Source organism: Polaromonas hydrogenivorans, assembly GCF_040105105.1.
Taxonomy (GTDB): domain Bacteria; phylum Pseudomonadota; class Gammaproteobacteria; order Burkholderiales; family Burkholderiaceae_C; genus Polaromonas; species Polaromonas hydrogenivorans.
Genome location: NZ_CP157675.1, coordinates 2,604,209 through 2,616,837, shown reverse-complemented (window position 1 = coordinate 2,616,837; position 12,629 = coordinate 2,604,209). Strand labels below are relative to the sequence as shown.

At 62.3% G+C, this 12,629-nt stretch carries 11 protein-coding genes; 8 read left to right on the top strand and 3 right to left on the bottom strand.

Features of this window, described 5'->3' with window-relative positions:
* The first annotated feature begins 18 nt into the window (after window positions 1-18).
* The 5 genes from ABLV49_RS12550 (at window position 19) to ABLV49_RS12530 (ending at window position 5,345) form a co-directional block, all read left to right on the top strand.
* Complete coding sequence (locus ABLV49_RS12550) at window positions 19-1,458, top strand: aldehyde dehydrogenase family protein (RefSeq protein ID WP_349276826.1); 1,440 nt, start codon at window positions 19-21, stop codon at window positions 1,456-1,458.
* 78 nt (window positions 1,459-1,536) lie between these two features.
* Complete coding sequence (garL, locus tag ABLV49_RS12545; RefSeq protein WP_349276824.1) at window positions 1,537-2,319, top strand: 2-dehydro-3-deoxyglucarate aldolase; 783 nt, start codon at window positions 1,537-1,539, stop codon at window positions 2,317-2,319.
* Between the two features lie 38 nt (window positions 2,320-2,357).
* Entirely contained in the window at window positions 2,358-3,239 is an 882-nt protein-coding gene (glxR, locus tag ABLV49_RS12540; RefSeq protein WP_349276822.1) for a 2-hydroxy-3-oxopropionate reductase, read from the top strand.
* Between the two features lie 37 nt (window positions 3,240-3,276).
* Complete coding sequence (locus tag ABLV49_RS12535) at window positions 3,277-4,245, top strand: Bug family tripartite tricarboxylate transporter substrate binding protein (protein ID WP_349276820.1); 969 nt, start codon at window positions 3,277-3,279, stop codon at window positions 4,243-4,245.
* Between the two features lie 128 nt (window positions 4,246-4,373).
* Window positions 4,374-5,345 (top strand): TRAP transporter substrate-binding protein, encoded by a 972-nt coding sequence (locus tag ABLV49_RS12530; protein WP_349276818.1) that lies wholly within the window; start codon window positions 4,374-4,376, stop codon window positions 5,343-5,345.
* A 70-nt stretch (window positions 5,346-5,415) separates the two neighbouring features.
* On the opposite strand, the gene ABLV49_RS12525 is transcribed toward ABLV49_RS12530, so the two are convergent.
* A complete protein-coding gene (locus tag ABLV49_RS12525; RefSeq protein ID WP_349276816.1) occupies window positions 5,416-5,601 on the bottom strand; it encodes a DUF3606 domain-containing protein in 186 nt (61 codons plus the stop codon).
* Between the two features lie 72 nt (window positions 5,602-5,673).
* Here ABLV49_RS12525 and ABLV49_RS12520 point away from each other — a divergent pair, with 72 nt between their 5' ends.
* Both ABLV49_RS12520 and ABLV49_RS12515 read left to right on the top strand, forming a co-directional pair.
* Window positions 5,674-6,207, top strand: coding sequence for a helix-turn-helix domain-containing protein (locus tag ABLV49_RS12520; protein WP_349276815.1), 534 nt, complete (start codon window positions 5,674-5,676; stop codon window positions 6,205-6,207).
* Entirely contained in the window at window positions 6,122-6,745 is a 624-nt protein-coding gene (locus tag ABLV49_RS12515; RefSeq protein ID WP_349276506.1) for an IS630 family transposase, read from the top strand. The genes ABLV49_RS12520 and ABLV49_RS12515 overlap by 86 nt, the downstream gene beginning before the upstream one ends.
* 175 nt (window positions 6,746-6,920) lie before the next feature.
* Here the strand turns inward: ABLV49_RS12515 and rpoD are convergent, their stop codons facing one another.
* Window positions 6,921-9,128: an RNA polymerase sigma factor RpoD gene (gene rpoD, locus ABLV49_RS12510; RefSeq protein WP_349276813.1), complete on the bottom strand. Its 2,208-nt coding sequence runs from the start codon at window positions 9,126-9,128 to the stop codon at window positions 6,921-6,923.
* Window positions 9,129-9,529: 401 nt separating this feature from the next.
* A complete protein-coding gene (gene dnaG, locus ABLV49_RS12505) occupies window positions 9,530-11,560 on the bottom strand; it encodes a DNA primase (protein WP_349276811.1) in 2,031 nt (676 codons plus the stop codon).
* Between the two features lie 136 nt (window positions 11,561-11,696).
* Here dnaG and ABLV49_RS12500 point away from each other — a divergent pair, with 136 nt between their 5' ends.
* The gene (locus tag ABLV49_RS12500; protein ID WP_349276810.1) at window positions 11,697-12,590 is read left to right on the top strand and encodes a YihY/virulence factor BrkB family protein; all 894 of its coding nucleotides are present in this window, start codon (window positions 11,697-11,699) and stop codon (window positions 12,588-12,590) included.
* Window positions 12,591-12,629: the final 39 nt, after the last annotated feature.

Here is a 12,629-nt window from a genome sequence, read left to right as displayed (position 1 = left end):
ACCCATTTCAAGAACGACATGACCCAGAAACACGACAACCTGATCGGCGGCCAATGGCTGGCCGGCAGCAACTACACGCCCAACATCAACCCGTCCAACCTGGGCGATGTGATCGGTGAGTACACGCAAGCCAGCGCCGAGCAGCTCGATGCCGCCGTGCAGGCCGCCCGCGCCGCCTTTCCTGCCTGGTCCGTCTCGGGCATCCAGGCGCGGGCCGATGCGCTCGACAAGATAGGCACCGAAATCCTGGCGCGCCGCGAGGAACTGGGCACGCTGCTGTCCCGCGAGGAAGGCAAGACCAAGGCTGAAGGCATTGGCGAGGCGACCCGCGCCGGCAACATCTTCAAGTTCTTCGCCGGCGAGTGCCTGCGCCTGACGGGCGAAGTCGTGCCGTCGGTGCGCCCCGGCATCGGCGTGGAAATCACCCGCGAGCCGGTCGGCGTGATCGGCATCATCACGCCGTGGAATTTCCCGATCGCCATTCCGGCCTGGAAAATCGCCCCGGCGCTGGCCTACGGCAATTGCGTCGTCATGAAGCCCGCCGACCTGGTGCCTGGCTGCGCGTGGGCGCTGGCCGAGATCATCAGCCGCAGCGGCATTCCGGCTGGCGTGTTTAACCTGGTCATGGGCCGGGGCAGCGTGATCGGTGATCCGCTGGTCAACCATCCCGGGGTCGATGCCATCAGCTTCACCGGCTCGCAATCTGTGGGCGCCCGCATTGCCCAGCAGTGCGCGGTCAACCTCAAGAAAATCCAGCTGGAAATGGGCGGCAAGAACCCGCAGGTCATCCTGGACGATGCCGATTTGGCCCAGGCGGTGGAACTCAGCGTGCAAAGCGCATTCTTCTCGACCGGCCAGCGCTGCACCGCGTCGAGCCGGCTGATCGTCACCGAAGGCATCTACCCGAAATTCATCGAGGCGATGAAGGCCCGCATGGCCGGCCTCAAGGTCGGCGATGCGCTGGCCGCCGGCACTGACATCGGCCCGGTGTCGTCGCTCTCGCAACTGGAGCAGGACATGCGTTATGTCGATATCGGCCAGGCCGAAGGCGCAGTGCTGCTGGCCGGGGGCGAGCGCCTGAAGCTCTCGACCGACGGCTTTTTCATGGCCCCGGCGCTGCTGACCGACACCACGGCCGACATGCGCATCAACCGCGAGGAAGTGTTCGGCCCGGTCGCCAGCATCATCCGCGTCAAGGGCTACGAGGAAGCGCTGTTTGAAGCCAACAACACGCCGTTCGGCCTGGCCGCCGGCATCGCCACCACCAGCCTGAAGCACGCCACTCACTTCAAGCGCCACAGCCAGGCCGGCATGGTCATGGTAAACCTGCCGACGGCCGGCGTGGACTACCACGTCCCGTTTGGCGGCCGCAAGGGTTCGAGCTACGGCTCGCGCGAGCAGGGCCGTTATGCGCAGGAGTTTTTCACCATCGTCAAGACCGCCTACACGCTGCCTTGATGACAAGCGGCCGGGTTATTCATTCGTCACCACCAGCCCGGCCGGTCAGACCGGCGGATTGAAAAAAGGAGAAGTTCCATGACACAAGCCACCCCTTACCAGAGTTTTCCAAACAGCCTCAAGCAGGGCCTGCGGGCCGGCAAGAAGCTGATCGGCTGCTGGTCGTCGCTGTCCAATGCCATCACCACCGAAGCGCTGGGCGTGGCCGGCTTTGACTGGATTCTGCTCGACGCCGAACACTCGCCCAACGACGTCTCGACCTTCATTCCGCAACTGATGGCGCTCAAGGACAGCGTCAGCGCGCCGGTGGTGCGGCCCACCTGCAACGACACGGTGGAAATCAAGCGCCTGCTGGACGCCGGTTTCTACAACTTCCTGATTCCGTTTGTCGAAAGCGCCGACGAGGCGCGGCGCGCGGTTGCCGCCACGCGCTACCCGCCGCAGGGCGTTCGCGGTGTCTCGGTGTCACAGCGCAGCAACCGCTACGGCACGATCCCTGACTACTTCAAGTCGGTCAACGAGCACATCTGCGTGATGGTGCAGATCGAAAGCCTGGCCGGCGTGGCGGCCGCGCGCGAGATCGCAGCCATCGACGGCGTGGACTGCGTGTTCGTCGGACCGTCCGACCTGGCCGCCAGCATGGGCCACCTGGGCAATGCCGGTCATCCGGATGTGCAGGCGGTCATCGCGGCGGTGTTCGCCGACGCCAAGGCCTGCGGCAAACCGGCAGGCATCCTGGCGCCGGTCGAGGTGGACGCCCGCCGCTACCTGGCGATGGGCGCGACGTTTGTCGGCGTCGGCAGCGACCTGGGCGCCTTCCGCTCGGCCACGCAGGCCCTGTGCGACCGCTATCGCAACTGAATAGCCACATCTTTTTAAATTTTGACTGGAGTCCTTCAATGAGCAAGCTTGGATTTATCGGCCTGGGCATCATGGGCGCGCCGATGGCCGCGCACCTGATCAAGGCGGGGCATGAAGTGTTCCTGACGACCCGCAGCAAGGTTCCCGCAGACCTGCTGACCGGCCAGGCAAGCGCCTGCAATTCGGCCAAAGAGGTTGCCGAAAAAGCCGACATCATCTTCCTGATGCTGCCCGACACGCCCGATGTGGCGGCCGTGCTGTTCGGCGACGAGGGCGTGGCCGCCGGCCTGAGCCAGGGCAAGACCGTCGTTGACATGAGTTCGATCTCGCCGATGGAGACGAAAGAATTCGCGCAAAAGATCAATGAGCTCGGCTGCGACTACCTCGATGCGCCGGTGTCCGGCGGCGAAGTCGGCGCCAAGGCCGGCAGCCTGACCATCATGGTCGGCGGCCCCGAGGCGACTTTCGAGCAGGTCAAGCCGCTGTTCGAACTGATGGGCAAGAACATCACGCTGGTCGGCGGCAACGGCGACGGCCAGACCTGCAAGGTCGCCAACCAGATCATCGTGGCGCTGAACATCGCCGCCGTTGGCGAAGCGCTGCTGTTTGCCAGCAAGGCCGGCGCCGACCCGGCCAAGGTGCGCCAGGCACTGATGGGCGGCTTTGCGGCATCCCGCATCCTGGAAGTGCATGGCGAACGCATGATCAAGCGGACCTTCAACCCGGGCTTCCGCATCGGCCTGCACCAGAAGGACTTGAGCCTGGCGCTGGCCGGTGCCCGTAGCCTGGGCGTGGCCCTGCCGCAAACCGCCGGCGCGGCGCAGCTGATGCAGGTCTGCGCCGCCAACGGCATGCAGGACCTGGACCATTCGGCGCTGGTGCGCAGCCTGGAAATCATGGCCAACCACGAAGTTGCCTGAGCCGGCATCTTCATTTAAAAACATTCAGGAGGCAAATATGTCCATCAATCGACGTGATCTCATCGGCGCTTCACTGGCCCTCGGCATCGGCGCGGCCGGCGCGCAGCCGCAAAACTGGCCCTCCAAGCCGATCCGGCTGGTGGTGCCTTACCCACCGGGCGGCTCCTCGGACATCATTGCCCGGTCGATTGCCCAGCCCCTGTCGGAGGCGCTCAAGCAGTCCGTCATCGTCGAAAACAAGGCCGGCGCCAACGGCAACCTGGGCGCCGATTACGTCGCCAAGTCGGCGCCCGACGGCTACACGCTGCTGCTGTGCGACACCGGCGCGCTGGCCATCAGCCCGTCGGTGTACACCAAGCTGCCGTTCGATCCAACCAAGGACCTGCGCGGCGTGACCATGCTGGCGTATTCGCCGCATCTGCTGGTCGTGCATCCTTCGGTGCCGGCCAGCAACCTCAAGGAACTGGTGGCGCTGTCGAAAAAAACCGAGCTGAACTTTGCCGTCACCGCCATGGGCAGCGCGCCGCACCTGGCCGGCGTGGCGGTCGAGCGCGCCAGCGGCGCCAAATGGCAGTACATCCCGTACAAGGGCGGCTCGCAGGCAATTACCGACACCATTGCCGGCCAGACGCAGATACTGATGAACGGCATGCTCGCCACCCTGCCTTTTGTGCAGAGCGGCAAGCTCAAGATATTGGGCGTTTCCAAAGGCAGCCGCATGCCGCTGATCGGCAACGTGCCCACGCTGGCCGAGCAAGGCCTGAGCGGGTTCGAATCAGGCACCTGGCAGGGCTTGCTGGTGGCCAACGGCACGCCGGCCGCCATCATCAACCGGCTCAATGCCGAACTGATCAAGATCATCCGCAACCCCGACATCCGCGCCAAGCTGGCCGGGCAGGGCGCCGAGGTTGTGACCATGACGCCAGTGCAGCAGGACGAGTTCTTCAACCGCGAAAAAGCCCGCTGGGCAAAAGTCGTGGACCAGGCAAGTATCAAGCTGGATTAACTACTCCTGATTTGATAGCTGTAAGTGCACGTACAGCGTGCGCAAAAGGCTGATTTGATTCATAAAAATGCCAGATTCTGGCCTGGCCTGCCAGCGGCCGCCGGATACTGGCAACAAGAGACAAGCACATGCGTACAAGCATCAAGGGGCTTTTGTGCCTGTCAATCGCCCTGTCTGCCGGCATGAGCCTGGCGCAGACGCGGCTGCGCGCCTGGAACATTCATCCCGATGGCTATCCGGTCACCGAGGCCATGAAAAGCTTTGCCGCAGAGGTGGCAAAAACCACCCAAGGCAAGTACCAGATCGGGATTTTCTCCAACGCCACGCTGGGCGACCAGCCCAAGGCGGTGCAGATGCTCAAGGCCGGGGAAATCGACATTGCCGAATTCAGCTCCGGCCCCCTGTCCGATGCGGTGCCCGGCATCAAGGTGCTGAACCTGCCGTTTTTGTTCACCGATTCGGCGCACATGTTCCGGCACCTGGACGGCAAGCTGGGCCAGCGCTTTGCCGCCAGCCTGAAGGCGGCCGGCTTCGTGGTGCTGGGCTGGTATGACGGCGGCGCCCGTTCCTTTTACTGCGCCAGCCGGACGGTGACGAACGTCAGGGAATTGGCGGGCGCCAACATCCGGGTGCAGCAGTCCGAGATTTACACCGAAATGGTCAAGCTGCTCAATGCCAGGCCCGTGGCCTTGCCCTACAAGGACGTGCTCGATGGCCTGCAGCAGGGCAAGATCGATTGCGCGGAAAACAACATGCCTTCGTACGAGTCCACCGGCCATTACAAGGTGGCCAAGAATGTCTTCGTCACCAACCATGTGATTTCGCCCGAAGCGCTGGTGGTGTCCACCCAGCTCTGGAGCAAGCTCGGCCAGGAAGAGCAGGCCGCTTTTTCAGCAGCGGGTGCCCGGTCGGCCTTGCTGATGCGCGAGTTGTGGAACAAGCGGGTCGCTCTGGCGCTTGAAGTCACTGCAGGGCAGGGCGTACAGTTCGTCAAGGTGAAGGACACGTCTTCGATGATCCGCCGGATGTCGCCGCTGTATGACCGCTACATGAAAGACCCGACCACCCGGCAGGAGTTGCTGAGCATCATTCCGCAATGAAGCCCAAGGCTTCTTCGCTTCTTCATCGGCCCGCCTGCTGGAGCCGTCCAGCGCAGGGCGGCGTTTTTCCTCAGTGGCGCGACGCCAGGTAGTCGCGCACCGAGGTGATGTGCTCGCCGACCTGGGCCACCGCTTGCTCCAGCTCAGCTTCGGTGCAGTGGAACTCCTTGCTCCAGTATTCCAGCTCGACCGGGTCGATGGGGTTGATGCGCCCAGGGTCCAGCGGTTTGAAGTGCGTCAGTGGATCTGATACCAATCCCGACAGAGAAAGAACCAAAGTCAGTGATCGGAGTCTGACCAGTCTTGGCTCTCGCAGGAGGTTACGAAAATGTTATCTCAGCACATCATTGATCAGCTGCAGCCCTATGACTTTGACCGTCTGGCCCACAAGGAAAAGGATGGGCGCCGCCGACTGCGATTGATCGCGCTGGCGCACCTCAAGGACGGCAAGAGCTATACCGAAGTGGCCGCTGCATTGCGCTTGACCCGTCACGCCGTCATGCGCTGGGTGCAGTGGTTTAGCGCTGGCGGCGTGGCCCGTCTGGCCGGCATGCCGCACGACTGGAGTACGCAGCGCCTTGCCAAAGCACAGGAAGAAGCGTTTCGCCAGGCCGTCGAACAACTCCAGTGCGAACGCGGCGGTGGGCGGGTTCGGGGTAAAGATATTCGCCAGTTGTTGGACCGGCAGTTCGGCGTTGCCTACAGCTTGAACGGTGTGTATGACCTCATGAAGCGCTTGGGCATGGTATGGATTTCGGCCCGCGCCGTCAGTCCCAGTGCCGATCCGGTGGCACAAGCCGAATTCAAAAAAAAACTTCGTCCAGGAAGTCGCAGCAACGCTGCCCCCGAGCATTGCGCCTGAGCAAGTGGATGTTTGGTTTCAAGATGAAATGCGCATTGGCCAGCGCGGCACGCAAACGCGCCTGTGGGCGCGCAAGGGAACGCGGCCCCGGGTGGTGCGCCAGCAGCAGTCCGAATCGGCATACATCTTTGGCGCCGTCTGTGCGCAGCGCGATACGGCTGTTGGCCTGATCCTGCCGCAGGCCAATACCGAGGCGATGACCCTACACCTGCAGGCCATCAGCGAGGCCGTTCCTGCGGGGCGCCACGCGGTGCTGGTGCTCGATCGTGCAGGGTGGCATACCACCGCCAAACTGCCCCAGTTCTCCAACCTCTCATTGCTGCCGCTGCCCGCGGGTTCACCCGAACTCAACCCGGCCGAGCAGGTGTGGCAGCAACTGCGCGACCGGCACCTGGCCAACCGCTGCTATGACGGGTATGAGCAGATTGTGGATGCCTGCTGCGACGCTTGGAATGCCTTCACGCAAATCCCTGGTGCCATCCGCTCTTTGTGCTCCCGCAGCTGGGCAGTGCTGCCTTCAGCTTCGGTTATCTCATGACACGGGATTGGTATGACATGTTGCCTCCTGTTGGTTTGATGCGTGAATCAACACCATACTAGGGTCCGGGGCGGGAGGCAATCCCTTCCTGGGTACACACTCCCTTCTGAAACGCCCATAAAAAACGGCCAGCGCTTTTTACAAGCGCTGGCCGTTTTGCCGGGTTGATCGATTTTTAGAGCGTGTCGATAAAGCTGCGCAATTTATCCGAACGCGAAGGATGCTTGAGCTTGCGCAGCGCCTTGGCTTCGATCTGGCGGATGCGCTCGCGCGTCACGTCGAACTGCTTGCCGACTTCTTCCAGCGTGTGGTCGGTGGACATCTCGATGCCGAAGCGCATGCGCAGCACCTTGGCTTCGCGCGGCGTCAGGCTGTCGAGGATGTCTTTGACCACATCGCGCAGGCCGGCCTGCATCGCCGCCTCTAACGGCGCGGTGTTGGCGCCGTCCTCGATGAAGTCGCCCAGGTGCGAATCGTCATCGTCGCCAATCGGCGTTTCCATCGAAATCGGCTCTTTCGCGATCTTCATGATCTTGCGGATCTTCTCTTCAGGAATCTCCATCTTCTCGGCCAGGATGCTGGCGTCGGGCTCGAAGCCGAACTCCTGCAAGTGCTGGCGGCTCAGGCGGTTCATCTTGTTGATGGTCTCGATCATGTGGACCGGGATGCGGATGGTCCGGGCCTGGTCGGCAATCGAGCGCGTGATGGCCTGGCGAATCCACCAGGTCGCGTAGGTCGAGAACTTGTAGCCGCGACGGTATTCGAACTTGTCCACCGCCTTCATCAGGCCGATGTTGCCTTCCTGGATCAAATCGAGGAACTGCAGGCCGCGATTCGTGTACTTTTTCGCAATCGAAATCACCAGGCGCAGATTGGCCTCGATCATTTCCTTCTTGGCGTCGCGCGAGTTGGACTCGCCTTCGTTCATGCGCTTGTTGATGTCCTTGAGGTGCAGCAGCGGCACCACGACGCGCGCCTGCAGCTCGCCCAGCTTGGTCTGCAATTCCTGAATCGGCGGAATGTTGCGCGCCATGACGTTGGACCACGGCTTGCCGGCGGCGACCTGTTTTTCAACCCATTTCAGGTTCAGCAGGTTGGGTGGGAAATCCTTGATGAAGACTTCCTGCGGCATGCCGCACTTCTCGACGATGATGCGGCGCAGCTCGCGCTCCTTCTTGCGCACGTCCAGCACCTGGCCGCGCAGCAGGTCGCACAGCTTTTCAATCGTCTTGGCGGTAAAACGCACCGTCATCAGCTCGTCGCTGAGGGCTTTTTGCGTCTTCAGGTACGTCGGGCCGCCGTAGCCTTCTTTTTCGTAGAGCTTTTTGACTTTTTCGGCATATTCGCCAACCTTCTCGAAACGGCTGAGCGCTTCTTTCTTCAGCTCTTCGAGCTTCTTGGTCAGCGCCTTGGAGCCGCCCTTGCCGTCGTCATCGTCGTCTTCGTCGAACTCGTCGAAGTCTTCCTCGGCCACATAGTCATCGGCCTCGTTGGGGTTAGAGAACCCATCGACCACGGTGGAGATGACGACCTTGCCTTCGCGGATGTCATCGGCCAGCCGCATGATTTCGGCAATCGTCGCCGGGCTTTCGGAAATCGCTTCCATCATGCGCATCAGGCCGCCCTCGATGCGCTTGGCGATTTCGATCTCGCCTTCGCGCGTCAGCAACTCGACCGTGCCCATCTCGCGCATGTACATGCGCACCGGGTCGGTGGTGCGGCCGAACTCGCTATCGACGGTGGACAGCGCGGCTTCGGCTTCTTCCTCGGCTTCTTCCTCGGTCGCCACGGTGGCGCCGGTGTTGTTCAGCAGCAGCGTTTCGGCGTCGGGCGCCTGCTCGTACACGGCCACGCCCATGTCGTTGAGCATGTTGATGACGACTTCGAGCGTTTCGGCATCGACCAGCTTGTCGGGCAGGTGATCGGAGATTTCGCCGTGCGTCAGGTAGCCGCGCGTCTTGCCGAGCTTGATCAGGGTTTTCAGGCGCACGCGGCGCTTGAGGATGTCTTCTTCGGACAGCACGGTTTCGTCCAGGCCGAACTCCTTCATCAAGGCGCGTTCCTTGGCCTTGCTGATCTTCATGCGCAGCGGCTTGACCTTTTCGGTGGTGGCCGTGGCTTCGACGGCTGCCGGCTCTTCGGCGAACTCGGCTTCGATGTCGGACAGGTCTTCATCACCGTCCAGGCCCGATTCCTTGGTTTTGCGGGGCGCGCGCTTGACGGCGGCAGCGGCCACGGGCGCACCTGCTGCGGCCGGAGCCTTGGGCGGGCGGCCGGGTTTCTTTTTGGCAGGCGCGGCGCTTTTCAGCAGGGCGTCTGCAGCGGCGAGAAGTTGGGCTTGGGTGGACTTGGGCTGCACGGCAGGAACTTTCTTCAAAGACATATCAGGGTTCGCGGAATCAGGAAGCTTTTTGATTCACCGGGACATGTTGCGTACTGGGTTTAATGGATATGGCGGGTTTTCCGGATTTTTCAAGCTCAGTACCCGTACCAAACATGCATGCGCTGGCGCCCGGACCGGAGTCAGGAAACATGCGGCAAACATTCAGGATTCAAAGCGGAAGCGGTCAAAAATAAAAGCGGCCGGTGCTGGGGGGAGCACATGGACGCTTGATTTTTTGGGCAAGCTGGTTGGGCGAACATTTGGAATGCAGTCCTTGCGGGAAGTTGGCCGTCTCCTGGTGGAGTTTCCCTTGACTGAAGGGGGCCGGTGCCGGAGGTGCTGCTGTCGCGCTTGCCGAGAAAAATCGGATTATACCGTATCAACCTGTGTTCTGCCTGTATTCATGCGGGTTTTTGAGGTGTTTTCCCGGCCAGGGATTGCGCCAGCAATTCGCGTAAACGCTCCAAAACAGCGGGTTCGTTGGGTACGCGGGCGATGAGATCGTCGATTTCCCTTTGCTGTTGCAAGCCGAGTAGATGGGCCAGGATTCTGCGCATTTCGTCCCAGTCGTAATCCACGCCTTCAAGCACTTCTGCAAACTGGGCCACGGCATGGTGTTCATGGGCATGGCTGCGCAGGCCTTCGCGCAGGACGGCCCAGGACTGCGGGCCATGCTCGTGCAACTGGCTTTCGAGCCACGCAAACAGCGGCCCGTGCGGCGCCGGCAGGGCGAGCAGCAAATGATGTTCCTCGGTGCTGAGCCGGTCCCAGCTTTGCGGCTCGGTCAGCAGCAGCCTGAGCACCCGGTCTTCACGGCTGGCCGGCAGGATGCGGCCCGTCATCCGGCGCGGTGCGCTGCCGGACGAGAAGGGCTTGCGGCCGAATTTTCCCGGTTTGCCCGATGGGGCGACCGGCGACGGTGAATAGGCGGGCGGCTGCGAAAAGTAAGGCTCCGACGATGCGTAATCGGGCTCGTCGTGCAGGCCCATGGGCGGATAGTCCCCGAACTCGGGCATGCCGTGGTCCAGCTCGGGCGCAGGAGTTTCGGGCCGGAAGTTCTGGGGCTGTGGGGGCGGGCCGCTATTCTTTTTGTAATACGGTTTGCGCCCGCCCGAGGCGGGTTGCCAGAGCTGCAGCAGTTCCCTGCTGTCAATCATCACCTGCTCGGCGATTTCGGCCAGCAGTTGCGGCTTGATCGCGCCTTCGGGCAGTGCGCTCCACAGCGGCCTGGCATTGCTGGCCATGTGGGCGCGGCCCTCGGCGGTGTCCAGGTCGCAGCCTTCCGCAGCCGCTTCGATCAAAAACCGGCTCAGCGGCACGGCCTTGGCGACATAGGCGGCAAAGCCTTCCTTGCCATGCTCGCGTATGAAGCTGTCCGGGTCGTGCTCGGCCGGCAGAAACAAAAATTTGACGGTGCGCACGTCGCTGGCAAAGGGCAGGGCGGCGTCGAGCGCCTTGCGCGCCGCGCGCCGGCCGGCGCTGTCGCCGTCAAAGCTGAACACCACCGAATCGGTGAAGCGGAACAGTTTTTGCACATGCTCGGCCGTGCAGGCCGTGCCCAGCGTGGCGACGGCGTTGGCAAAGCCCAGCTGCGCCAGCGCCACCACGTCCATATAGCCTTCGGTGACCAGCGCGTAGCCGTGCTCGCGCAGTGCGGTCCGGGCTTCAAACAGGCCGTACAGCTCGCGGCCCTTGCTGAACACCGGGGTTTCTGGCGAATTGAGGTATTTGGGCTTTTCGTCGCCCAGCACCCGGCCGCCAAAACCGATGCATTCGCCCTTGACGTTGCGAATCGGAAACATCACCCGGTCGCGGAAACGGTCGTAGCGCTTGGCCTCGCCAGCGGCGTTTTCTTCGCCGGGCTCGCCGGTAATGACCAGGCCGCTTTCGACCAGCAAGGGGTCGTTGTAGTCGGGAAACACGCTGGCCAGGCTGCGCCAGCCTTCGGGGGCGTAACCCAGCCCGAAGGTCTTGGCGATTTCACCCGAAACACCGCGCCGCTTGAAGTACTGGATGGCTCGCTCCGACGTGCGCAGGCTCCTGATGTAGGCCAGGCCGGCTTTTTCAAGCACGCTCGTCAGCGTCGCCTGCTGCTCGCGCGCCTGCGCCGCCCTGGCTCGGTCCTGGGGCGAAACGTCGTCTTCGGGAACCTGCAGGCCGTACTGCTGGGCCAGGTCTTTCACCGCTTCGATGAACGTCATGCCGGCGTGGTCCATCAGAAAGCTGATGGCATTGCCGTTTTTTCCGCAGCCAAAGCAGTGGTAGAACTGCTTGGACGGGCTGACGCTGAAGGACGGCGATTTTTCGCCGTGAAACGGGCACAGGCCCATGAAATTGGCGCCGCCTTTTTTGAGCTGCACGTAGCGCCCGACGATATCGACCACGTCGGTGCGCGCCAGAAGTTCCTGGATAAATGATTGGGGTATGGCCATGGATTACAAAGTTTGAAGTCCAATTTAAGCATAGCGGCCTACACAAGCCCGGGCGAAAGGGTCTGCCGGTGACAAAGCCTGCCGCGCATAATGAATGCCACTCTTTTTCCGCCCCGCATGGCCGTGGCCAGACCCCATGACCCTTGAACCGCAGGCCGCTTATGTGCTCAGCCACCCCGGCGCTTTCGCGCTGCAGATCATCAAGGGTTTTCGCGCCAACCAGGGCCTGCTGCTGGCCGGCGCGGTGGCCTACTACGCCTTGCTGTCGATTGTTCCGCTGCTCATATTGATTGCGATTGCGCTGTCGCATGTGGTTGACCAGGACGCGCTGCTGGCATCGCTGGGCCGCTACATCGGCTGGCTGGCGCCTGGGGAATCCAATGTCATTGTCAAGGAGCTGACCAATTTCCTCGCGCACCGGGAAGTCATGGGCTGGGTCTTGCTGGTCACGATGCTGTTTTTCAGCTCGCTGGCGTTCACCGTGCTGGAAAACGCCATGTCGGTGATTTTCCTGCACCGCGTGGCCATCCGGCGGCGCCACTTCCTGGTCTCGGCCGTGCTGCCTTACTGTTACATCTTTTGCCTGGGGCTGGGTTTTCTGCTGGTGACGCTGGTGGCCGGAAGTTTTCAGGCGCTGGGCGACAAAAGCATCGAGTTCCTGGGCTGGAACTGGTCGCTTAGCGGATTTTCAGCCGTCCTGCTGTACCTGCTGGGCCTGACGGGCGAGATTTTCGTGCTGACGTCGGTTTACCTGGTGATGCCGGTCGGCCAGTTGTCGCTGCGCCGCGCGCTGATCGGCGGCGTGACAGCGGCGCTGCTCTGGGAAGTGACGCGCCATGTGCTGGTCTGGTACTTTGCCACGCTGTCGCAGGTCGGCGTGGTGTATGGCTCGCTGACCACAGCCATCGTCGTGCTGCTGAGTCTGGAAATCGCCGCCACGCTGCTGCTGCTGGGCGCGCAGGTGATCTCGGAATACGAGCGCATCGGCACCGTCGGACCGAATGCGCCGGCCCAGCCCCTGCAAACCTGATGCTGGCTTTTACGATTGAAATGCTACTGAAAACATAGC